We start from the raw sequence: 22,063 nt of genomic DNA, 5'->3' as shown, positions 1-22,063 counted from the left end.
ACAAATTGTGATCCTCCCTGATACCTGTGTATTAAGGCAGGACCACAAATTTTGTGATCCTCCCTGATATCCGTGCATTAAGGCAGGACCACAAATTCTGTGATCCTCCCTGATACCTGTGGGAGCGGGCTTGCCCGCGATGAGCGCGGAGCGCTCGCTTTACTGCGCTTCTGGTTCCGGCTCGCGAATCTTGTACCAGGCCACATACAGTGCCGGCAAAAACAGCAGCGTCAGCAAGGTCGCAATGATGATCCCGCCGATCATCGCGTAGGCCATCGGCCCCCAGAATACTTCCCGGGCAATCGGGATCATCCCAAGGCTCGCTGCTGCTGCCGTGAGCAGAATCGGCCGGCGCCGATGCTCCGTGGCTTGCACTACCGAGTCCCACGGCGAGTAGCCGTCTTTCTCAAAAGCCTCGATCTGCGTCACCAGGATCACCGAGTTACGGATGATGATACCGATCAGCGCAAGAATCCCCAGGATCGCCACGAAACCCATCGGCGTGCCGGTGGGGATCAGCGCCAGTACCACGCCGATCAATCCGAGCGGCGCGACGCTGGCCACCAGGAACAGCTTCTGCACGCTGTGCAACTGGATCATCAGGAACGTCGCCATCAGGAACAGCATCAGCGGCACGACCTTGGCGATCGGGCCCTGGGCCTTGCCGCTTTCCTCGACCGTACCACCGGTGGCCACCTTGTAGCCGACCGGCAATGTCGAGGCGAACTGCTCGATGGCCGGCTTGAGTTGCTTGACCAGGTCGGTGGGCTGAATCTCGTCCCGCACCGCCGCCTTGATGGTGATGGTCGGCTTGCGATCGCGACGCCACACCAGCGGCTGCTCAAGTTCGTAGCGCACGGTGGCGAACGACAGCAGCGGAATCGACGTACCACTGGAAGTCACGATCTGCAGGTTCTGCAGGGTCTCCGGCGTGCCGCGTTCGGCGTCCACTGCGCGTCCCACCACGTTGATCAGATAAATATCGTCATCCACCTGGGTGACGGGGGCGCCCACTACGATGCTGTTCATCAGGTTGGCCACGTCTTCCGAGGACAGCCCCAGCTGCCGTGCCTTGTCCTGGGCGATGTCGATGCGCAGGACTTTACCCGGCTCGTTCCAGTCGTAAATGATCTCGCCAATGTGCGCATTCTTGTCCAGCTCGGTGGCCAGCGCGATCGCATGCTTGCGCACTTGATCGATGTCCTTGCCGCTGACCCGGTACTGGATGGGCCGCCCGACCGGCGGGCCCATTTCCAGGGCCTGGACGTAGCTGCCGATGCCGACGAAATCCTTGCGCAGGCGTTCACGCAAGCGCTGGCTCAGGGCCTCGCGCGACTCCAGGCCCTTGCTGACGATGACCAGTTGCGCGTAGTACGGGTTCTGCAATTGCTGGTCGAGGGGCAGGTAGAAACGGATCGCACCTTCGCCGATATAGGTGCTCCAGCGCACGATATCCGGGTCGCCCTTGAGCGTTTCTTCGAGCTTGTTCACCGCCTTGCGGGTTTCGGCGATGGAAGCGTTTTGCGGCAGGTTCAGGTCGACGAGAATTTCCGGACGGTCCGAGGACGGGAAGAACTGGTTCTGCACGAATTGCATGCAGAACACCGAGGCCGCGAATAGCGCAATGGTGATGCCGATCGCCCACCAGCGATTGCGCATGGCCCACAACATCCCGCCATTGAACGCCCGCCCGATACGGCCGGGTTCGGCGTTGTGCGGCTTCACATTGGCACTGAGAATATGCACGCCGATCACCGGGGCAAACAGCACCGCCACCACCCATGACACCAGCATCGCCACCGCGATCACCGCGAACAGCGTGAAGGTGTACTCGCCCGCCGAACTGGCGTTGAGGCCGATCGGCACGAAGCCGGCTACGGTTACCAGCGTACCGGTGAGCATCGGGAAGGCCGTGGAGGTATAGGCGAAGGTCGCCGCCTGCTCCTTGGTTTCGCCCATCTCCAGGCGCGTGACCATCATCTCCACCGTGATCATGGCGTCGTCCACCAGCAGGCCAAGGGCGATGATCAAGGCGCCGAGAGAGATCCGCTGCATGGTGATGCCGCTGTACTCCATGAAGACGAAGACCATCGCCAGCACCAGCGGAATCGAACACGCCACCACCAGCCCGGCACGCACGCCGAGGCTGATGAAGCTGACGATCAGTACGATCACCACCGCTTCGAACAATGCGCTGGTGAAGCCGCCGACGGCTTTTTCCACCACTTCAGCCTGGTCGGAGACGCTGTGCACGCCCACACCGACCGGCAGGTCAGCGGTCAGTTCTTCCATGCGTTGATGCAGGGCCTTGCCGAACTCCTGGATGTTGCCACCCTTCTTCATGGCGATGGCCAGGCCGATGGCGGTCTGGCCGTTGAAACGGAATTCGGGCGTCGCCGGGTCGACGTAGCCGCGGCTTATGTCCGCGATGTCAGCCAGGCGATAGAAACGATCGTTGAGCTTGAGATTGACGTCCGCCAGGTCTTTTTCCGAATCGAACTGGCCGGACGTGCGCACCGAAATCCGCTCAGGGCCTGCCTCGATCACACCGGCAGGGGTCACCGCGTTCTGCGATTGCAGGCTCCGCACCACCTGGCTCTGATCGATGCCCAGGGCCGCGAGTTTGCGCGTGGAGAAGTTCAGGTAAATCACTTCGTCCTGCTCGCCAACCATTTCGACCTTACCCAACCCTGGCACGTCGCGGATCTGCGCGCGAACCTGCTCAACGTAATCGCGCAGCTGGCGCAGCGACAAACCATCAGAGGTGAAGGCGTACACCGAACCGTACACATCACCGAACTCGTCGTTGAATCCCGGCCCTTGAATACCCTGAGGAAAATCACCGCGGATGTCGTTGATCTTCTTGCGCACCTGGTACCAGATTTCCGGGATGTCTTTGGCACTGGTGGTGTCGCGCAGGTAGACGAACACCGTGGATTCGCCGGGCCGGGTGTAGCTTTTGACGTAGTCGAGGGAATCAAGCTCTTCGAGTTTTTTCTCGATGCGGTCAGTGACCTGCTTGAGGGTTTCCTCCTGGGTCGCCCCCGGCCAGTTGGTCTGGATGACCATGGTCTTGATGGTGAACGAGGGGTCTTCCTCGCGACCCAGGTTCATGTAGGAGAACACGCCCATCAGCAGCGCGACGAACATCAGATACCAGACAAACGACTGATGCTTGAGGGCCCATTCGGATAAATTGAAACTCCCTTTCATTGTGGGCTTTCCTCGTCGATTTTCACTTTTTGCCCGGGTTTCAGGCTGTTCACGCCGGCACTGACCACGCGCTCACCAGATTTCACGCCATCGGCCAGCACCACCGAGTCGTCCGTACGGCTGATCACATTGACGTCTCGCGGGGAAACGGTTTGGCTTTGTGCATCGATCACCCAGATTCGCGTCTTGCCATCGACTTCCTGCAAGGCGGTGACCGGCAATTCGATACGCGGCTTGATCGCCGAACTGAGCGTCACGCTGATGGCCGTACCCAGGCGAAAGCCAGGGGGTGAATCGGCCAGGGTCAGGCGCGCGCGCCGGGTGCGGGTTGCGCTCTGCGCCTGCGGTTCGATTTCGCGAACGATGGCGGTGCTGGTGATGCTCGGGTCCAGCTGCGCGGCCACCTGGAATACCACGTCCGGGGGCAACTGGTCGACCAGGGTGTCCGGCAGGTCAATCACCGCCTCCTTGATATCCGGTTGGGCCAGTGTGACCACTTGCTGACCTGCGGTGACGACCTGGCCGGCTTCGGCATTCCACGCGGTGACGATGGCCTTGTGGTCGGTGCGCAGCTCGACGTAGCCGAGTTGGTCCTTGGCCTGATTGACGGCGGCCTTGGCTTGATCAAGGGACGCCTGAGTGGTTTTCAGGTCGGTCAGGGCAATGTCCAGCTGAGCCTGCGCGCCGACTCCGCGATTGAACAGCTCCTGCTGGCGCCGGGCATTGGCCTGGGCGTTGATGAGCTGGGCCTGGATCTTCGCCAGGTCACCCTGGGCAGCGCGCAACTGGTTCTGCTGATCCGTGGGGTCGAGCGTGGCGAGCAAAGCGCCTTTCTCGACTTCGGCGCCCACATCGACATTACGGCTGGCGATGCGCCCGGGCACGCGGAACCCGACGTTACTCTCGTAGCGCGCCTGGATACTGCCGGCGAAGCGACCAAGGGTTTCCTCGTTGAGCACCTGGACCTTGATCGACAGCACCGGGCGCACCGGCTCCGGCGGTGGTTCTTTCTTCGAGCAGGCTGCCAACATGACCCCGGCCAATACCAGCAACAGGCGCTTCATGGCTGGTTCCCCACTTCCAGATCCTTGTAGGTGTTCTCGGCGATTTCCACTTTTACCCCAGGGTGCAGCAATTGCCCGCCGGCGATGATGACTTTGTCGCCCGCATTCAAGCCGTCGCTGATGATGACTTTACCGGTCAGGTATCGGCCGACAGTGACCGTGTGCAGTTGCGCCTTGCCTTCACCGTCCACTCGCCACACCGCAGGCTCGCTGATGTTTTTGGTCAGCGCCGACCACGGCAGCACCACGGCAGACTTGCCCGGGGTCTTGGCCGTGGCGCTCACCACAGAACCCAGTTGCATGCCATCAGGCAAACCATGAAGGGTGACCTTGACCTGTACGGTGCCGGTTTGTGCAGAGACCGCAGGCGTGACTTCGCGAACGGTGCCGGTGGTCTTGATTGCCGGGTTGTCCAGCAGGCTGACGACCACCGTCTTGTCTTCCGGGGCTTCGGTCAGCAGCGACTCATAGACGTTGAACACCGCATCGCGCTCGCCATCCCGGGCCAGGCTGAAAATCGGCACCGTGGCCTGCACCACCTGGCCGACTTCGGCCTGGCGCGCAGTAATCACGCCCGGTGCGTCAGCGATCAACGAGGTGTAGCTCAGTTGTTCACGGGCATTGGCCAACTGGGCCTGGGCCGCCGTCAACGCGCTCTGGCTGCTGCGTAAGGCGGCCTGGGCGGAATCGTATTCGCTTTGGCTGGTGTAACCCTTGGGCAGGAGTTTTTGCTGGCGCACGAACGCCGCAGCAGTCTGTTTGACCCGCGCCTGTTCGGCGGTGACCTGGGCCTGCGCCGAGTCGACATTGGTCTGCAGGTCCTTGGGGTCCAGCTTGGCCAACACTTGCCTGGCCGTCACGCGGTCCCCGACATCGACCATGCGCTGGATGATCTTGCCGCCGACCCGAAACGAAAGTTCGGTCTGGACCCGTGCCTGGACATCCCCCGTCAGGGTCACCGAGGCCGCGTAATCCGCCGGTTTGACCTCCTGCACGAACACCCGCGGGCGGTCCTTCTCGACCGGTTTTTCGTCACCGCAGGCGGTCAACAAAGCCAACAGGCCCAGCCCAACCACCAGTTTTATTCCAGGACCAGCCATGCAGACTCCTTTGCGTAGTACGGGCGTGCGATTGTCGATACGACTGTGAGCTTAGAACAGGGTTCCAAGGGTGCCTCTGATGGGCGTCAAATAAACCCCTTACGCTACTACCCCCCGGGCTTTTGAACCGTATCATTACCGGGTTGGAGGTCCGATGACCATTGCCCGCACTCAAATCCAGTGGCTGACACCTGTCAGAGATGCTTTTCGGGGGCATAAAAAAACGCCGACGCTCTATCAGCCGTCGGCGTTTGCAACCGTGATGCGGTTAGCGAACAAATCAGAACGCAGGCAGTACCGCGCCGCTGTATTTCTTCGCGATGAAAGCCTTCACTTCAGGACTGGTCAACGCCTTGGCCAGCTTCTGAATGGCAACGCTGTCCTTGTTGTCCGGACGGGCCACCAGGAAGTTCACGTAAGGCGAATCGGCACCTTCGATGACCAGGGCGTCTTTAGCCGGGTTCAGGCCGGCTTCCAGCGCATAGTTGGTGTTGATCATGTCCAGATCGACCTGATCCAGAACCCGCGGCAGCATGGCCGATTCGAGTTCCTTGAACTTGAAGTTATGCGGGTTCTTGGCAATGTCCTTCGGAGTGGCCAGAGCGTTTTTCGGGTCTTTCAACTCGATCAGGCCAGCCTTCTGCAGCAGGATCAGGGCACGGCCGCTGTTGCTGCCTTCGTTCGGGATAGCGATGGTCGCGCCGTCTTTCAGTTCAGCCAGGCTTTTGACCTTCTTGGAGTAGCCACCGAACGGTTCGACGTGCACGCCGATCACGGTCACCAGGTTAGTGCCTTTGCCTTCGTTGAAGCTGTTCAGGTACGGCAGGGTCTGGAAGTAGTTGGCGTCCAGACGCTTCTGATCGACCTGTACGTTGGGTTGGACGTAGTCGGTGAAGACCTTGATTTCCAGGTCCACGCCTTCTTTGGCGAGGGTTGGCTTGATCAGTTCCAGAATCTCGGCGTGTGGAACCGGAGTCGCCGCCACTACCAGTTTTTCGCCGGCCTGGGCCAGGCCCGCGGTCAGGGCAGCCGCCAATGCGGTGAACAACAGAACCTTTTTCATGCAGTGTCCTTATCGAAAATCGCGATCGTCATCGACGACGGCTAAGAGTACGAGTGCCAGTGAAGTGCTATTGCTGGCGTGACGCGGACAATACCGGGATTTTTTATTCCTTAACAATATCTTTTATTTACTTTGATATTCCATTTTGTTCATACACATGTGTGAGCAAAGCTTGCTCTCGATCCGGGCGGCTCGGTCTGCACCAATGAGGCCAATCGCGAGCAAGCTTTACTACTACAGGACGGAGTGGTTCTGGAGCAGCAGTTTCAAGGCAGCCTTGTCGGCATTGGAACCCTTCGCGAGAACATGGCTGAGCTGCCGTTCGATTTGCTCAAGCGCACTCGGCACTGTTGGCAAATTCAAATGCTCCGGCAGAATCTCGTCGCCCGTACTGACCAGCAACGCAAAATGAATGACGTTCTCCAGCTCCCGGGTATTACCCGGCCAACTGTGCTGCTCCAGCACTTGCTGCGCCGCCTCGCTGATCAACGGCACCGGCAAGTCCAGGCGCTGGCTATAGATGCCGAGGAAGTATTCGGACAACGACAGAATATCGCCCACCCGCTCGCGCAGCGCCGGTAGCTCCAACTGGCCTTCGCTGAGGTAGTGATACAAACGTTCGTGGAATTTCCCGGCAGCTACGGCTTGCGCCAGGTCAATGCTGGTGGCGGCCACCAATCGCACGTCCACCGGGCTTGGCTGTTGAGCGCCCACGCGGGTGACTTCGTGATTTTCCAGGGCCGCCAGCAGTTTGATCTGAATCGGCAGCGGCAGGTCGCCGATCTCATCCAGGTACAAGGTGCCGCCGTTGGCCGACCCAAACCAGCCCGCGCGGCTGCTCGCTGCCCCGGTGTAGCTGCCGGCTGCGTAACCGAACAATTCGGCATCCGCATAGGTCGGGCTGATTGCACCGCAATTGACCGACACGAAAAGCCCGCTGCGATCGCTGGCGCGATGGATGTGCCGCGCCAGCAGCTCCTTGCCGCTACCGGTCTCGCCACGAATCAGCACGCAAATCGCACGCGGCGCCAATTGCTCGAGCTCTTGGCGCAACTGCCGCGAGCGTGGATCAACAAACACCAGCGCCTTGGCGCGGATACTTAGCGGGCTTTTTTCTGCGTCGGGGAAGGTCAGCAGCGGCTGACCAAAGGCTTCAAAACTCATGGCAGGCTCCCGCCCAAAACCGCCGGAGGGCGGGGGCGTTTAAAAAAGGAAAAATCAGGCGCGACGCAGGGCGTGATGTTCCATACGGTTTTGCAGGCGATACAGGTAGGCAAAACCCTGCTCCCAGCGCTGGTGGCCGGACTTCACATTGATGTGCCCTGCCCCCGCCAGGATCCCCGCCTCGGCGCCCCAGGTGCGCGCCAGTTCCAGCGCTCGCGGGGCACTGACGGCACTATCATTGTCGGAGCTGACGACCTGACTCGGAAACGGCAGCAGGTCGGTCGGAATCGGTGCGAAGTTGCGCAAGGCGGGCACGCAGGCCGGGCGCTCCACGTCTGCCGGAGCGACGAGCAACGCGCCGCGCACCTGTCGCAAAAACTGCACGGGCGCGGCAGTCGCCCAGTGGGCGACCGTGATGCAGCCCAGGCTGTGAGCAATCAGGATCACCGGCGTACTGTCCGCAGCAATCGCCTCGGCCAGCGCCGCGACCCAGTCCTCACGACGGGGCGTCAGCCAGTCGGCCTGCTCCACCCGTGCGCTGTTCGGCAAACTGTTCTGCCAGTGGCTCTGCCAATGATCATCTGGCGATCCTTGCCAGCCCGGCACAATCAGGTAGCGAATTGATTCGTTGCGCATGGGGGAACTCTCCTGCTGCGTGTCTGTTCCTGAACGAGTATAGGGAGTGGAGTTATATCCGTTAAGGAATAAGAAGCTATTTATTAAGATCACTATCGAATAACACCGTAGGAGCTGCCGCAGGCTGCGATCTTTTGATCTTGCTTTTAAAAGATCAAAAGATCGCAGCCTGCGGCAGCTCCTACGGGCTGGTTATTTCAGGCAAAAAAAAGGGGCCGCACCCTGCCAAGGAGACGGCCCCGGAAAACTTGAAACTGTTAGCGAGCGGTGATCACCGACAGCTTGGTAATCCCTGCACGTTCAATCGACGCCATGGCGCGTGCCACTTCGCCGTAGTTCACGCCGTCATCCGCCTGCAATTGCACGCGCACCTCGGGGTCCTTGGCCTTGGCCGACTTGAGGTTGAATTCCAGCAGGTCCGGCTGGATTTCATCCTTGTTGATAAACAGTTTCCCGGCACCGTCAATGCTCACCACCAGCGGGTCCTTCTGCTCTACCGGCGCCACGGCTTCGGTCTTGGGCAGGTTGATCGGAATGGCGTTGGTGAGCAGCGGGGCGGTGACAATAAACACCACCAGCAACACCAGCATGACGTCTACCAGCGGTGTGACGTTGATCTCGCTCAGCACCTCATCGCTGTCTTGCGTAGAGAAGGCCATATCAGGACGCCTCCTTCACTTTTTGCGCGTTGCCCGGCGCAGCAGCCTTGTGCGCCGTCGGGTGGACCAGCACACGGAACGAACTCTTCTGTGCCAGGCTGTAGAAGTCATGGGCGAAGTCGTCCAGGTCCGCCGCCGTCAGTTTCAGGCGCCGCAAAAAGTAGTTGTAAACCAGTACTGCCGGCACCGCGACGGCGATCCCCACACCGGTCGCAACCAGTGCCGAGCCAATCGGCCCTGCCACGGTTTCGAGGCTGGCCGAGCCTGCCGCGCTGATGCCTTTCAACGCTTCCATGATCCCCCACACCGTGCCGAACAAACCAATGAACGGCGACGTACTGCCAATACTTGCCACCACTGCCAGCCCGGTTTCCAGCGAGCGGCGCTCACGCACGATCTGCTGACGGAGGGCCCGCTCGAGGCGATCCTGATGGTTGATCGCCTGGCTCAGATCCGCCGCGTGTGGCGCTTCACCGACCTGGATCGCCGCGTAGCCAGCCTGGGCTACGCGCGCCGCAGCACCTGGCTGGGTCTCGGCCAACTCCGCCGCTGAATCAAGACTCGACGCGGCCCAGAACTGCTTGTGAAACTTGCGATCCTGAGCTTTCAGGCGGCCGAACTGCACGCCCTTGAGCAAGGCCAGACCCCAGGTGGCCACGGAAAAAACCACCAGCAGCCAGATCACCGCGCTTTCGATGGACTCAAGTGGAGATGCCAATAACGTCATGATGAATTCCTCGTGTAAACGTTTCGCGTGAAATAGGTTTCTGTTTAATGAATCTTGAAATCGATGGGCACGCTGACCCAGCCATCCTGGGCGATATCACCCTGCTTGGCCGGCACGAAACTCCAGCGTTTCACGGCGCTCAGGGCCGCTTCATCGAGGGCCTCGCGACCGCTGCTTTTCTGAATCTGGACCTCACCCGGCTTGCCGCTGGCGAGCACATGGACCCGTAACAACACCGTCCCTTCCCAACCACGCCGCTGGGCCAGCGACGGGTACTGCGGCGCCGGGTTTTTCAGGTACCCGGCGTTGGCCGAGGCCGGCGTCACGGGTGCTGGCGCAGGTGGAGCGGGTGGTGCTGGTGCCGCGACAGGCGCGGCCGGTTGTGGCGGTGCTGGCGGTTGTGGAACCGCTTTGGGCACCGGTTTCGGAATCGGTTTGGCGACCGGTTTCGGCTTGGGAATCGGTTTCGGTGGCGGCGGTTTCACTGCCAGTTCGTCTTCAACCGGCGGTGGTGGCTCGACCACCTCTTGAACAGGTGGCGGTGGTGGTGGCGGCTCGACCACGGGCGGTGCCGGTTGCGAAAACTCGATGGTCATCGGTGGAATTTCCGGCGGCACTACCGGCAACACGGCGGTCGGCTGCTGGTTGACCCAATAGATCACGGCACCGTGCACGAGCAGCGCCAGCACACCCAGCAAAATCGTTTCCCGGCGGCTGAGGATGCCCCTTGGGGCGCGCTGCAAACGCTGCTGCCCCAAAGGCACGCGATGTACCCGGCCGAGGTCGACCAACTCGCCACCTGGCCCCTGGCGCCACAGCACCTCTTGTGCACTGGCGGCGGTCTGGACATTACCCATTGCTTTACTCCTGCGGTCTCTTTGCGAATAACCCGATAGGCCGGACCTGCCATCCCCCGTACGACGTATCGATGGGTGAATCATTGGGCTAGACGCTTATCTCTGAAAGTAATCTTTAAAGTTATGGATAGACCGAAAACGAATATGTGAAATCTTCGATGGCCTGCAGGCCTTGTTCTGCAAGGATTCCCGTCGACAGGCAGGCTCGCCATGCTTTTCAGGCATTAAAAACATTCCCTGCAAGCATGGTTTTTGGCGCCTTTTCCCAGCATTGATCAGCGACTGGCGCTGGTCTGCCGGGTTATCAGAAGTCATAACGGCCGGTCACACCCAAGGTTCGAGGCGTGCCGAGCAGGCCTTCATAACCGCCGTTGCCGCCGGTCCAGAGGGTCGAGTAATAGGTTTTATCAAAGGCGTTTTTCAGCCACAGCGAGACATCCCACTGGCCTTGCTTGAAGTCGCCGCGCAGGCCGGTAGACAGGTTGACCACCGCGTAGCTTGGGATCTGGCCGTAGTCAGAGTCTTCCACCGTGCCCACCGCTTTGGAGCGGAAGGCATAGCTGGCGGTGACATACTCTTCAAAGCCGTTACTCAGGTTCCATTTGTATTCGCCGTTGGCGTTGCCGATCCATTTCGAAGCGCCGACAACCTGGTGTCCCGTGAGGTCGCAAGACGCAGGGGCGCCGGGTGCCAGGCTGACTTCAGGCGGGCACGGCGCATCTTTGTAGGAGAGGTAACTGACATCGTTGTAAGAGCCGTTGATGTTCAGGGTCAGGCCGCGCAAGGGGATCAACGTGCTTTCGACTTCCACGCCGCGCGAGCGCACGGAACCGGCGTTGGTCAGGTACTGAACGCGGTTATCAGCGTCGTAGGCGTTGGTCTGATAGGCGTTGACCTGGGTCCAGAACACGTTGGCATTGAGTTGCAGGCGTCGGTCCCACAGCGTGCTTTTGAAACCGAGTTCGGCGTTGTTGGCGCGCTCGGTACCGATCAGCAACGAGTCGGCACCCGCCGTTGGCGCGGAGCCTACTGCCAGGTTCACACCCCCGGATTTCTCGCCGTGGGACAACGTGGCGTAACCCAGCAGGTCGTCGTTGAAGCGATAGCTGAGGTTCAACAATCCCGAGGGGCTGGAGCTGTACTGATTCAAATCGCCCGAGTCATAGGCCCCGGTGCGGCCGCGCCTTGCCGTTGCCGCGGCTCCCGTCACTGCCGCACCGCCCTCTGGCGCATCGCGGGTCACCCAGGCATTTTTCTGCTCATAGGTACCACGCACGCCGGCGGTGAAGTCCAGGCGTTCGCTCAGGTGCCAGGTACCTTGGGCGAACAGCGCGAAACTGTCGGTCTTGATGTGGCCATTACCGACGCTGTTGACGTTGGCCAGTGCACCGGCTGGCGTGCCGTTCCAGATGTCAGCTTGCGGTCCGTAATTGGCGAAGGATTTATTGTCCAGGTCGTTGCCGAAGTAATACGCACCGAGTACGTAATCGAAGAATTCGCCTTTGGGCGAGGCCAGGCGAAATTCCTGGGAGTACTGTTTGTCTTCCACGGAAACCCCGGCGTTATAAGTCGCCGCGACGTTCAAGCCGTCGTCGTTGCGCGGGGTGAAATTCCACCAGCGATAGGAGCTGATGGACGTCAACGTGAAGTCACTCGGCAGGGTCCAGTTGGCCTCCACTGACGTGCCGCCCTGATGCACTGTGACGTGCTGATCGTTGTCGAGGTTGACCTTGCGGTGGGAGCCGTCGACCAGTGTGGCGCCGGCCGCGTTGGCCCGCGCCTGGTAGACGTTGACGCCGTTGATGGTCGGCCCGGTGTTGTAGAGCACGCGCGTGCCGGCGCTGGAATCCTCTTCGTTGTAGTCACCGATCCAGCGCAGGTTGAACGATTCGTTGGGCTTGAACAGCAGCTGGCCACGGAAGCCTTCGCGCGAACCGCCGTTCAGGTCATGACCATCGAATTCGTTTTTGATGTCGCCATCGCTGCGGGTGCGATAAGCGGAAAAGCGCCCGGCGAGCTGGTCGTTCAATGGGCCGGAAACCGTGCCCTTGGTCTGGAAATATCCGTCCTCGCCCACCGACGTTTCGATGCTGCGCTCCGGCGTGAACGTCGGTGCGCGGGTGCTGATGTTGATGACGCCGGCCGTGGTGTTCTTGCCGAACAGCGTGCCCTGGGGACCGCGCAGCACTTCGAGCTGCTCGATGTCCATCAGGTCGAAGACCGCCATGCCCGGCCGCCCCAGGTAAACGTTGTCGATGTACAGGCCGACGCTGCCTTCCAGGCCATCGCTGGCCGGGTTGTTGCCCAGGCCACGAATCGACACGCTGGACTGGCGCGCATGCATGTAGGCGACGTTGACGCTGGGTACCAATTGCTGCAAATCCTGGATCCGGTAAACCCTTTGCGTCTCCAGCGCCTGGCCGCTGACCACACTCATTGGAGTCGGCACGTCCTGCGAACTTTCCTCGCGACGCCGGGTAGTGACGGTCACGGTTTCCAGCTGTGAACCGTCAGCCGCGACTTTGCTGGCAGGTGCCGATGCAGGTTCCGCTGTTTCGGCGGCGTAACCCTGGGTCCAACTGGCGCTCCCGGCCAGCAACAAGGCCAGGGGCAGGCGTTTGAGCCGTCGGGGGGCAAGGGGTAGAGCGAGGTTCAACGGACTCATGAAGCGGCTCCTGGTCAAAAAATGCGCAATGACATTTCAACGACGCATATTCTTTAAAGTTATTTATTTATGTTTTTACAAACTTTTACTGCATAAGAGATAGCCTTTATAAGGAGTCGACCTAATGCATATCCAATGCATTTACCCGATATTTTTTATGTGAAAAATGCATATCGATTTGCGTCAACTACGTCACTTCATCGCCTTGGCGGATCAGCGCAGTTTTGTCGCCGGCGCGCTGGCCGTGAACCTCTCGCAATCTGCGTTCAGCCGCAGCATCCAGGCCCTGGAACACAGCGTCGGGTGTCAGCTGGTAGATCGCGGACGCAAGGACCTGGCGCCGACCAAGCAGGGGCAGGTGCTGCTTGAGCACGCACGGCGCCTAGTCAGCGGGGCGCAGCAGATGGCTAACGAGATCAACCAGTTCAATGGGCTGGAAGCGGGCGAACTGCGTTTCGGTTGCGGCCCGGCGCCGGCGGCGGGGCTGATACCGAGGGCGATCGGCAGCTTTATTGGCCGCTATCCGAAAGCGCGCGTGCAGTTTCAGGTGGATGACTGGCAGAGCCTGAGCAAACTTCTGTTGAGCGAGGAATTCGAATTTTTTGTGGCTGACACCCGGCAATTCGAGGCCGACCCGGTTTACCTGACCCATCGCCTGCGCCCGCGTAAATGGCATTTCTGCTGCCGCGTTGGACATCCACTGGCGGGCCGCGACAGCGTCAGTGCAACCGAGTTGATGAGTTATCCGATGGCAGTGACTATCCGCCCGCCGAACCTGCGCAAGGTGATCGTCGGCCTCAGCGGCCGCCCTGATTTCACGCCGAATGTGGAGTGCGAAAACAGCTACAGCCTCCTGAGTGTGGTGATGCGTTCGGACGCCATCGGCATTGTCGGCGCCTACGCCGATGCGCTGCATCACGCCAAGCGTGAGCTGGTGTGTTTGAAGGTCGAAGGGCTTGCTGATGACCTGGAGGAGATGTACACGCGCTATGGGATTGTCAGCCGCGCAGGGTATCGGTTATCGCCGCTGGCAGAGGCGATGATTGCGCAGATCAAAGAGGTTGATGAGCAGGATGAAGATGTTTATTCGCTGGAGAATCTTGCCGTTTGAAACATCGAACGGCACGGCCAGCGATGCACCCACTGCATACACCCCATTCCCCAAATGCACTTGCCTCGACCCCACTCGAGCAGCGAAAAACCCCACCTGTCTTCTGATCGGTGAACCCATGTCCAACCCCCAAACTACCGTAAACAACGTGCTGTACATCATGTGCGACCAACTGCGCCGTGATTACCTCTCATGCTACGGCCATCCGCATTTGCACACCCCCAACATCGACCGCCTGGCTGCTGCGGGCGTGCGGTTCAGCCGGGCTTACACCCAAGGGACGATCTGCGGGCCATCGCGAATGTCGGCCTACACCGGGCGTTACGTCAGCAGCCATCAAGTGGCCTGGAACGCCGTGCCACTACCGCTGGAAGAGCTGACTATCGGCGACTACCTGCGCCCCCACGGCATTCGCACCGCGCTGGTCGGCAAAACCCACGCCACGCCTAACGTCGACGCCTTGCAACGGCTGGCCATCGACCCGTCCGGCGAGCAAGCTGCAACGCTGAATGAAGTCGGCTTCGAGCCGTACTTTCGTCACGACGGGATCTTCCCTGATGATCCGTTGTTTGACGACAAGCGCGACTCGGCGCCTTACACCCATTACTTGCGCGGCCTTGGCTACGAAGGCCGTAACCCCTGGCACGACTGGGCCAACGCTGGCGAAGGTGCACACGGCGAAATCCTCAGTGGCTGGAAAATGCGCAACGCCCACCTGCCAGCACGTGTCCCCGAACTGCATTCGGAAACCGTCTACACCACCGACCGCGCCATCGACTTCATCGCCGAGCAGGGCGCGCAGCCGTGGTGCCTGCACCTGTCGTATATCAAACCGCACTGGCCGTACATCGCACCGGCGCCGTACCACGCGCTGTATGGCGCTGACGAGGTGATCGAGCCCGTGCGCGCAGCCACTGGGGAGGCGAGCGATCATCCGGTTTACAACGCGTTTCGCCAGCACGAAGAGAGCCAGAATTTCTCTCGTGACGAGGTGCGCCTGAATGTCATTCCGACGTACATGGGGCTGATTAAGCAGGTCGATGACCAGCTCGGCAGACTGTTCGATTTTCTACAAAGCAACGGGCGCTGGGATGACACGTTGATTGTATTCACCAGTGACCATGGTGACTTTCTCGGTGACCATTACCTGGGCGAAAAAGAGTTTTTACTGGAGCCTGCCGTGGGCATTCCACTGATCGTTCGCGACCCACGAGCCGCGGCCGATGCAACGCGAGGTTCGGTCGATGATCGCTTGGTGGAAACCATTGATGCGTTGCCGACGTTTCTCGATGCACTGGGCTTGCCGAGCGCAGAGCATCGGCTTGAAGGCCGCTCTTTGATTCCCTTGTTGCAGGGCATTGAGATTGAATGGCGCCGCTTTGCGATCAGCGAATACGACTATGCATTCCAGGCCCCGGCGCGAGAACGACTTGAGCAACCGATCGACCGTTGCCGCATGACCATGGTCCGCAGCGAGCGCTGGAAATACCTGGCGTATGACGGCTTTCGGCCGCAGTTGTTTGACCTGCTCAATGACCCGCAGGAGTTGCGGGACCTGGGCGCAGACCCGGCGCTTGCCTCGGTTCGCGAGGAGCATGCGGGGTATTTGTTCGAATGGGTGCGAGGGTTGAAACGCAGGACAACCATCAGTCATCAGGAGATTGATCTGCGCGGGCAGCGGTTTCGCTACGGCGAGCCGGAGACCGAGAAAATGGTGCAGATCGGGGTTTGGTAAAAAGCATCGCGGGCAGGCTCACTACCACAGGGTCTTGCGGACGCTAGAGATCCCCTGTGGGAGTGGGCTTGCCCACGATGGCGTCAGATCAGACCCCGCCGATCTCCGGCCCCTTGGTCGTTTGGCTGCGCTGGCCCTGCACGCCAACCGGCACCTCTCCTTTCAATGTCACGCGACGTACCACACGCTCCTGTGTGCCGTAGTCATCCAACGCGTAATGCTGGGTGGAGCGGTTGTCCCAAATGGCCACGTCACCGGCCGTCCAGCGCCAGCGCACAGTGTTTTCCTGGCGGATCACGTGGCTTTGCAACAACCCGAATAGGTGCGCCGAGTCCGCTTGCGAATAGCCTTTGATGCGCTTGACGAAATGCCCCAGCAGCAGGCTCTTCTCGCCGCTGATCGGGTGCACACGAACCACCGGGTGTTCGGTCTCATAGACGGTCGAGGTGAAGATCTTGCGGTAGCGCTCCAGCTTCTCCTCCGACACGTCGGGCTTGGCGCCGGCGTAGTCATATTCGTTGCTGTGCACAGCCACAAGCTTGTCGGCCAGTTCTTGCAGCTGCGGCGTGAGTTCGTTGTAGGCCGTTGCTGTGTTGGCCCACACCGTATCGCCACCGAATGCCGGGGCAACCACAGAACGCAGGATCGACGCTTTCGGGTAGGCCTCGACAAAGGTCACGTCGGTGTGCCACGAGTTGGCGCGCTGGCCTTGCGCGCCGTCCAGTTCCAGCAAGAAACGGGTGCCGTCGCGCACTGGAACGGTCGGGTGCGCCACCGGCTCGCCGAGCAGGTGTGCAAAGGCTTCCTGAGTCTGGTCGTCCAGATGCGACTGCTCGCGAAAGAAGATCACCTTGTATTGCACCAACGCCTGTTGGATGGCGTCGACGGTGCTGGCGTCAAGTGCGCCGGAGAGTTGCACGCCACGGATCTCGGCACCGATCCGGCCGGCCACCGGATGAATTTCAAGCGCGTGAACATCGGGTTTCACAGCTAAAGCGGCATTGCTCATGGGTAGACCCTCATCGGACTGCTTACGGTTGAGCGGCAGCGAAGCAACGCTCTATCTATATTCAATTTAGATCTAATAGATATGCAAATGCTTCGTTGACGGAATAAGAGCTTGCATTTAAAACCTCAACAACCCTCGTCGCAAATGCCTTCGAGCTATTTTTAGGATGCCGCAAAAGCATATGGATCTCCGCCAGCTACGCTACTTCATCGCCCTCAACGAACACCGCAGTTTCGTCCGCGCGGCCGACGCCATGGGCATCACTCAACCGGCGTTCAGCCGCAGTATTCAAGGGTTGGAGCAGGAATTCGGTTGTGTCCTGGTAGACCGAGGCAACAAGGACTTGCGCCCGACGCCCGAGGGCCAGGTGGTGCTGCAACATGCCCTGACACTGGTGCAGGGCGCCGCGCTACTGAGCGCTGAAGTGACGCAGATGACCAAGCTCGACGCCGGCGAACTGCGCTTCGGCTGCGGCCCGGCCCCGGCGGTGAAACTGGTGCCGGATGCAGTGGCGCAATTCATCAATGCCCACCCGAAAGTGCGCACCTGTTTTCAGGTGGATAACTGGGAAAAACTCAGCCGCGCCCTGAGCCGCGAAGAGATCGAATTCTTCATCGCCGATATTCGCCATTTCGAGGCCGATCCGAACTTCCAGACCCAGGCGCTGACGCCCAAGCGCGGGGTGTTTTTCTGCCGTCCGGGGCATCCATTACTGGCCAAGGAAAGCCTGTCGACCAACGACATGTTCGACTACCCGCTGGCGACCACGCTGATACCGCCGGGCATTCGTAAACTGCTGGCAAACCTCAGTGGAAGGACGGATTTTTCCCCAAGCATCGAAACCGAGCATTTCCCGGCACTGGTAAAGATCGTGCTGCAATCGAACGCCATTGGCGTGGGTACGCAGGAGGCTTTTATCGAGGACGTTGCCAAGGGTTCTCTGGTGCTACTGCATTGGCGAAATCTGCCGCAGAACATCGAGACCCTCAATGCAAGGTGCGGGATTGTGAGTCGTACGGGGTTTCGGTTGTCGCCAGCGGCGCGGGCAATGATCGAGACGTTGGTGGCGGTGGACAAGCAAGAGATGAGTGTCGCGGTTTAGGGCCTCATCGCGGGCGAGCCCGGCTCCCACAGTTGTCCGAGTTCCATCATAAGGAATACGGCCAACTGTGGAGCCGGGCTTGCCCGCGATGAGGCCAGCATGAACACCGTGGATTTAGAGCTGGGCAGCGGCCAGTTGCGGCGCCACCCAGTCACTCACCTTGAACGGCTTACGAATCAGCCTCTGCTGCGAAGCCAGATCCACTGAGTCCTGCAGTTTGCCCAGGAACACCGGGTCCAGCGTCGAGGGGAACACCTCGCTCAACTTCTGATCTTGCAAATCCTGCGTGAGAATAATCGAGGGGTAACTCGCCAGCCGCGACACCAACTGAATGTACGCATCCTTGTTGCTGTCCTGAGTCAGCCACTCCACCGCTTGCTGCTGGGCTTTCAACAGTTTGGCGACCACCTCGGGGTTCTCGTCGACAAATTTACCAGTGCCAACCAAGACACTCTGAATGCTGCCTGCGCCACCCAGGTCCTTGGTATTGAGCGGCAACTCGGCCAAGCCTTTCGCTTGCAACGAGGTCAATCCGGAACTGCCCCAAGAGGCATCGATCTGTTTGGCCGCCAACGCTGCCACGGCGCCGTTGAAGTCCAGGTTGATGACTTTCAGGTCCTTCTCGCTCAAACCCTGGCTGGCCAGCGCCGCGTCGAAAGACAATTGGGTGGCGGTGCCGCGGAAGATCGCCACGCGCTTGCCCTTGAGGTCTTGCAGCGACTTGATCCCCGAGCCGGGGACTACGCCCAGGTACTGTTTCACGCCGCGAGCAGACGCGCTGAGCAGGCGTGTGTCCAGGCCATTTGACTTGCCGATGATTGCCGCCAGGTCCCCGAGGTAAGCAAGGTCCACCTGACCATTTGCAACCGCTTCGTTGATCACGGGCCCAGCGCCCTTGAAGAAATTCCACTGAATCCTGATGCCCTGGTCGGCGAAGGCTTTTTCGAAGATCTGCTGGTCGCGCAGCACGTCCACCACCCCGCCAGCACTGTGTTGCGTACCCGCACTAAGGTCCGGCACTGCAATGCGGATTTCCTTGAGCTCGGCGGCGTTGACGGTGAAGGCCATCAGCCCCGCCAAAGCCGGTGCGGCGAACAGGCTGATGACTCGTTTGAAAGGAATGGTCATGGGTGCGGCTCCTGATGACGACAGCATTGAGGAGCTGAAAGTAGGCTGAATCCAGACCAGCACTTAAATACTATAAATTCACATTTTTAGATCATTTAGACCTAAGCGAGCAATTACGGGCGCCCTGGATCGATATGCATAGAGAGCATCAAAAATATTCTTCGAATGCATTGGATGCGTGGGGGCTGCGAGCCTTAAATGATCTCGCTTATCTCTTAATAGTATTGATTTTATTATTTATATAACAATTTGTACTGGTGTTGCATCGCCAAGATCGCAGCCTTCGGCAGCTCCTACGGATGCATGTCGAGCCCCCCTACGGACGCACGTCGATCCCCTGTAGGAGCTGCCGAAGGCTGCGAGCTTTTGATCTAAATCCACGACTTGATAAAACCGACAACGGAGGTCATCCATGGCCCGTGTTTCCCTGCTGAGCCTGCCGCTGGCCGCTGCGCCACTTAACGGCCGTCTTTGGCCAACACTGGGCAAGCGCGTGTTGCCCTGGATAGTGCCCTTAAGCCTGTTCGCCCTGTGGTGGCTCGCCAGCCGCAATCACTGGATGAGCGAGCAGATTCTGCCGGCGCCTTCGCTGGTCTGGAGCAGTGCCATCGAACTTGCGCAGGGCGAACTGTGGAGCCACTTGTGGATCAGCCTGCAGCGCCTGTTCTGGGGCCTGCTCACCGGCATCACTGCCGGCGCTGCATTGGGTGCGGCGCTGGGATTCAGTCAACGTCTGGAGCGCCTGGTGTTCCCGACTTTCGCAGGTCTGGCACAAGTCCCGACCCTGGCGTGGATCCCGCTGTTCATGGTGTTTTTCGGGATTGGCGAGGTACTGAAACTGGTGGTGCTGATCAAGGCCATCGTGGTGCCGGTGACGCTGCACACGCTGGTGGGTGTGCGTGATGCCCAACCCAAATTACGTGAAGCCGCTGCCGTACTGCGATTACCCCCCCGGCTACTGATCCGTCGTCTGGTGCTGCCTGCCGCACTGCCGGCATTCATGGCGGGCGTACGCCTGGCGCTGGCCGCCGGGTGGACGTCATTGCTGGCGGTTGAATTGCTCGCCTCCAGTGAAGGCATTGGTTACCTGGTGGTGTGGGCGCGGCAGTTGTTCATGCTCGACATCGTGTTTGTCTGCATCGTGGTGATTGGCCTGATTGGCGTGATCATGGATCGCGGGATCGGTCTGTTGGACAAGAAGCTGGTCCACTGGCCGCACCCGGCCACGGCGGAGATCCTCAGGGGTCCGAGGTATCAGGGCTGGCAACGTCTACAACCCTGGTTGCTGCCTTTTGCGCTAGTGGCCTTGTGGCAATTGACCACGGAACAACAGTGGGTCGACGCCAACATCCTGGTCAGTCCGCTGGCAGTTCTAGCCACAACCGTTAAAGGTTTGCTCGACGGTACGCTGATCAGCGGCATGGCCCTGAGCCTGGGTCGAACACTTGGCGGCCTGGTGCTGGGCGGCGGGCTGGGATTTGCGCTCGGTTTGCTGCTGGGCCTGTCGCGCAACAGCGAACGCGTGCTCGGCCCGACCCTCGCCGCGATCCGCCAGATTGCGATTTTCGCCTGGGTGCCGTTGCTCACCGCGTGGTTCGGTCTCGGGGAATTGGCCAAGTGGGTGTTTGTCGCCCTCGCCGCGTTTTTCCCGCTGTTTATCGCCACTCAACGCAGCGTCGCCAATCTCTCGCCGCAACTCAATGAAGCCGCTCAAGTGCTGCGCCTGAACCTGCGCCAACGCTTGCGTCGACTGATATTGCCGGGGGCTGCGCCGGGGATTTTCGCCGGGCTCAGACTGAGCCTGATTTACGCCTGGCTCGGCACCATCGGCGCTGAATACTTCATGCCGTCCAACGGCGGTATCGGCAGCCAGATGATCGGCGCACAGCAACTGCTGCGCATGGACCTGATCATGGCGGGCATGCTGCTGGTCGGCCTGACCGGTGCGCTGCTCAATCTCATTGGCCAACGCCTCGAAATACGCGCTACTCGCTGGAGACACGCATGAACGCACCGATTGTCAGCTTCAACAACGTGGGCAAAACCTTCGATGTCGACGGCGTCGAACTGGAGGCCATTGGCGAATTCAACCTGGACATTGCCGAGGGCGAATTTGTTGCCATCGTCGGCTCCAGCGGCTGCGGCAAATCCACGTTGCTAAGGCTCCTGGTGGGCCTCGATACGCAGTTCCGTGGGCAGATCAGCGTGGACGGAAGAGCCGTGACCGGCATCGGTGGCGAGCGCGGCATTGTCTTCCAGGAACATCGCCTGTTTCCGTGGTTAACGGTGGCAGACAACATCGGCCTCGGCCTGGTCAACGAACCACTGAGCACCGAACAGAAGCAAAAACGCATCAATGACTTTATCGAGCTGGTGGGCCTGACCAATTTCACCCGCGCTTATCCGCATCAGCTGTCAGGCGGCATGGCACAGCGTGTGGCCATCGCCCGCGGACTGGTGGCCAGCCCGCGAATCCTGCTGCTGGACGAACCCTTCGGCGCCCTCGACGCGCTGACCCGCCAGCAGATGCAGGACGAGCTGTTGGCGATCCGCGCACGGGCCAAAATCACCACCATTCTGGTCACCCACGATGTCGAGGAAGCGATCTTCCTCGCTGACCGCGTAGTGGTGATGGAGCCTCGTCCCGGGCGGATCAAGCAAGTGGTCGACATCGCCCTGCCCCATCCGCGTCAGCGCAGCAGTTTCGACTTTCATCAACTGCGCGAAGAACTGCTTCACGAACTGACCAGCGACAGCCATTACCAACCGCCCGTGCCGGTGCAGGTACGTGACCTGCCGCTGTCCTTCATTGCCTGCTGAACAGGAGATT

The 22,063-nt window shown here is 60.1% G+C and carries 17 protein-coding genes; 5 read left to right on the top strand and 12 right to left on the bottom strand.

Features of this window, described 5'->3' with window-relative positions; translation table 11 throughout:
- Nucleotides 1–159 precede the first annotated feature (159 nt).
- From AAEZ09_RS01850 to AAEZ09_RS01805, 10 genes are all read right to left on the bottom strand, one after another.
- Nucleotides 160–3,213, bottom strand: a complete 3,054-nt coding sequence (locus tag AAEZ09_RS01850; protein ID WP_350597877.1) for an efflux RND transporter permease subunit — start codon at nucleotides 3,211–3,213, stop codon at nucleotides 160–162.
- On the bottom strand, nucleotides 3,210–4,277 hold the full coding sequence (locus AAEZ09_RS01845) for an efflux RND transporter periplasmic adaptor subunit (protein ID WP_045061292.1): 1,068 nt from the start codon (nucleotides 4,275–4,277) through the stop codon (nucleotides 3,210–3,212). The genes AAEZ09_RS01850 and AAEZ09_RS01845 overlap by 4 nt, the downstream gene beginning before the upstream one ends.
- A complete protein-coding gene (locus AAEZ09_RS01840) occupies nucleotides 4,274–5,377 on the bottom strand; it encodes an efflux RND transporter periplasmic adaptor subunit (protein WP_350597875.1) in 1,104 nt (367 codons plus the stop codon). The genes AAEZ09_RS01845 and AAEZ09_RS01840 overlap by 4 nt, the downstream gene beginning before the upstream one ends.
- A gap of 280 nt (nucleotides 5,378–5,657) precedes the next feature.
- A complete protein-coding gene (locus AAEZ09_RS01835; RefSeq protein ID WP_045061290.1) occupies nucleotides 5,658–6,440 on the bottom strand; it encodes a MetQ/NlpA family ABC transporter substrate-binding protein in 783 nt (260 codons plus the stop codon).
- Between the two features lie 234 nt (nucleotides 6,441–6,674).
- Nucleotides 6,675–7,604 carry a sigma 54-interacting transcriptional regulator gene (locus tag AAEZ09_RS01830; protein ID WP_205893929.1) on the bottom strand — a complete coding sequence of 310 codons (930 nt, stop codon included), beginning with the start codon at nucleotides 7,602–7,604 and terminating at the stop codon, nucleotides 6,675–6,677.
- A gap of 54 nt (nucleotides 7,605–7,658) precedes the next feature.
- On the bottom strand, nucleotides 7,659–8,240 hold the full coding sequence (locus AAEZ09_RS01825; protein ID WP_350597872.1) for an alpha/beta hydrolase: 582 nt from the start codon (nucleotides 8,238–8,240) through the stop codon (nucleotides 7,659–7,661).
- Nucleotides 8,241–8,497: 257 nt separating this feature from the next.
- The gene (locus tag AAEZ09_RS01820) at nucleotides 8,498–8,899 is read right to left on the bottom strand and encodes an ExbD/TolR family protein (protein WP_003220570.1); all 402 of its coding nucleotides are present in this window, start codon (nucleotides 8,897–8,899) and stop codon (nucleotides 8,498–8,500) included.
- Between the two features lies 1 nt (nucleotide 8,900).
- Nucleotides 8,901–9,626: a MotA/TolQ/ExbB proton channel family protein gene (locus AAEZ09_RS01815; RefSeq protein ID WP_350597870.1), complete on the bottom strand. Its 726-nt coding sequence runs from the start codon at nucleotides 9,624–9,626 to the stop codon at nucleotides 8,901–8,903.
- Between the two features lie 44 nt (nucleotides 9,627–9,670).
- Complete coding sequence (locus AAEZ09_RS01810; protein ID WP_350597867.1) at nucleotides 9,671–10,483, bottom strand: energy transducer TonB; 813 nt, start codon at nucleotides 10,481–10,483, stop codon at nucleotides 9,671–9,673.
- A gap of 304 nt (nucleotides 10,484–10,787) precedes the next feature.
- Entirely contained in the window at nucleotides 10,788–13,148 is a 2,361-nt protein-coding gene (locus AAEZ09_RS01805; RefSeq protein ID WP_350597865.1) for a TonB-dependent receptor, read from the bottom strand.
- 166 nt (nucleotides 13,149–13,314) lie between these two features.
- Between AAEZ09_RS01805 and AAEZ09_RS01800 the strand changes: the two genes are divergently transcribed.
- Both AAEZ09_RS01800 and AAEZ09_RS01795 read left to right on the top strand, forming a co-directional pair.
- On the top strand, nucleotides 13,315–14,259 hold the full coding sequence (locus AAEZ09_RS01800; protein ID WP_045061283.1) for a LysR family transcriptional regulator: 945 nt from the start codon (nucleotides 13,315–13,317) through the stop codon (nucleotides 14,257–14,259).
- Between the two features lie 118 nt (nucleotides 14,260–14,377).
- Nucleotides 14,378–15,994, top strand: coding sequence for an alkaline phosphatase family protein (locus AAEZ09_RS01795; RefSeq protein ID WP_350597863.1), 1,617 nt, complete (start codon nucleotides 14,378–14,380; stop codon nucleotides 15,992–15,994).
- A gap of 88 nt (nucleotides 15,995–16,082) precedes the next feature.
- Here the strand turns inward: AAEZ09_RS01795 and AAEZ09_RS01790 are convergent, their stop codons facing one another.
- Entirely contained in the window at nucleotides 16,083–17,003 is a 921-nt protein-coding gene (locus AAEZ09_RS01790; protein ID WP_350597861.1) for a TauD/TfdA dioxygenase family protein, read from the bottom strand.
- 181 nt (nucleotides 17,004–17,184) lie between these two features.
- Here AAEZ09_RS01790 and AAEZ09_RS01785 point away from each other — a divergent pair, with 181 nt between their 5' ends.
- On the top strand, nucleotides 17,185–18,105 hold the full coding sequence (locus tag AAEZ09_RS01785) for a LysR family transcriptional regulator (protein WP_045061280.1): 921 nt from the start codon (nucleotides 17,185–17,187) through the stop codon (nucleotides 18,103–18,105).
- 114 nt (nucleotides 18,106–18,219) lie between these two features.
- Here AAEZ09_RS01785 and AAEZ09_RS01780 read toward each other — a convergent pair whose 3' ends face one another.
- Entirely contained in the window at nucleotides 18,220–19,233 is a 1,014-nt protein-coding gene (locus AAEZ09_RS01780) for an ABC transporter substrate-binding protein (protein WP_350597858.1), read from the bottom strand.
- A 412-nt stretch (nucleotides 19,234–19,645) separates the two neighbouring features.
- Here AAEZ09_RS01780 and AAEZ09_RS01775 point away from each other — a divergent pair, with 412 nt between their 5' ends.
- The gene (locus AAEZ09_RS01775) at nucleotides 19,646–21,241 is read left to right on the top strand and encodes an ABC transporter permease (RefSeq protein WP_350597856.1); all 1,596 of its coding nucleotides are present in this window, start codon (nucleotides 19,646–19,648) and stop codon (nucleotides 21,239–21,241) included.
- Complete coding sequence (locus AAEZ09_RS01770; RefSeq protein WP_350597854.1) at nucleotides 21,238–22,053, top strand: ABC transporter ATP-binding protein; 816 nt, start codon at nucleotides 21,238–21,240, stop codon at nucleotides 22,051–22,053. The genes AAEZ09_RS01775 and AAEZ09_RS01770 overlap by 4 nt, the downstream gene beginning before the upstream one ends.
- Nucleotides 22,054–22,063 lie beyond the last annotated feature (10 nt).

Source organism: Pseudomonas sp. 65/3-MNA-CIBAN-0223 (assembly GCF_040310425.1).
GTDB lineage: Bacteria > Pseudomonadota > Gammaproteobacteria > Pseudomonadales > Pseudomonadaceae > Aquipseudomonas > Aquipseudomonas gregormendelii.
The sequence above is the reverse complement of the archived record's forward strand: the minus strand, read 5'-3'. Positions and strand labels throughout refer to the sequence as shown.

What these genes read in the sequence shown, in the direction of transcription:
- AAEZ09_RS01850 (WP_350597877.1), bottom strand. Translation starts at nt 3,213, where the DNA reads ATGAAAGGGAGTTTCAATTTATCCGAATGGGCCCTCAAGCATCAGTCG.
- AAEZ09_RS01845 (WP_045061292.1), bottom strand. Translation starts at nt 4,277, where the DNA reads ATGAAGCGCCTGTTGCTGGTATTGGCCGGGGTCATGTTGGCAGCCTGC.
- AAEZ09_RS01840 (WP_350597875.1), bottom strand. Translation starts at nt 5,377, where the DNA reads ATGGCTGGTCCTGGAATAAAACTGGTGGTTGGGCTGGGCCTGTTGGCT.
- AAEZ09_RS01835 (WP_045061290.1), bottom strand. Translation starts at nt 6,440, where the DNA reads ATGAAAAAGGTTCTGTTGTTCACCGCATTGGCGGCTGCCCTGACCGCG.
- AAEZ09_RS01830 (WP_205893929.1), bottom strand. Translation starts at nt 7,604, where the DNA reads ATGAGTTTTGAAGCCTTTGGTCAGCCGCTGCTGACCTTCCCCGACGCA.
- AAEZ09_RS01825 (WP_350597872.1), bottom strand. Translation starts at nt 8,240, where the DNA reads ATGCGCAACGAATCAATTCGCTACCTGATTGTGCCGGGCTGGCAAGGA.
- AAEZ09_RS01820 (WP_003220570.1), bottom strand. Translation starts at nt 8,899, where the DNA reads ATGGCCTTCTCTACGCAAGACAGCGATGAGGTGCTGAGCGAGATCAAC.
- AAEZ09_RS01815 (WP_350597870.1), bottom strand. Translation starts at nt 9,626, where the DNA reads ATGACGTTATTGGCATCTCCACTTGAGTCCATCGAAAGCGCGGTGATC.
- AAEZ09_RS01810 (WP_350597867.1), bottom strand. Translation starts at nt 10,483, where the DNA reads ATGGGTAATGTCCAGACCGCCGCCAGTGCACAAGAGGTGCTGTGGCGC.
- AAEZ09_RS01805 (WP_350597865.1), bottom strand. Translation starts at nt 13,148, where the DNA reads ATGAGTCCGTTGAACCTCGCTCTACCCCTTGCCCCCCGACGGCTCAAA.
- AAEZ09_RS01800 (WP_045061283.1), top strand. Translation starts at nt 13,315, where the DNA reads ATGCATATCGATTTGCGTCAACTACGTCACTTCATCGCCTTGGCGGAT.
- AAEZ09_RS01795 (WP_350597863.1), top strand. Translation starts at nt 14,378, where the DNA reads ATGTCCAACCCCCAAACTACCGTAAACAACGTGCTGTACATCATGTGC.
- AAEZ09_RS01790 (WP_350597861.1), bottom strand. Translation starts at nt 17,003, where the DNA reads ATGAGCAATGCCGCTTTAGCTGTGAAACCCGATGTTCACGCGCTTGAA.
- AAEZ09_RS01785 (WP_045061280.1), top strand. Translation starts at nt 17,185, where the DNA reads ATGGATCTCCGCCAGCTACGCTACTTCATCGCCCTCAACGAACACCGC.
- AAEZ09_RS01780 (WP_350597858.1), bottom strand. Translation starts at nt 19,233, where the DNA reads ATGACCATTCCTTTCAAACGAGTCATCAGCCTGTTCGCCGCACCGGCT.
- AAEZ09_RS01775 (WP_350597856.1), top strand. Translation starts at nt 19,646, where the DNA reads ATGGCCCGTGTTTCCCTGCTGAGCCTGCCGCTGGCCGCTGCGCCACTT.
- AAEZ09_RS01770 (WP_350597854.1), top strand. Translation starts at nt 21,238, where the DNA reads ATGAACGCACCGATTGTCAGCTTCAACAACGTGGGCAAAACCTTCGAT.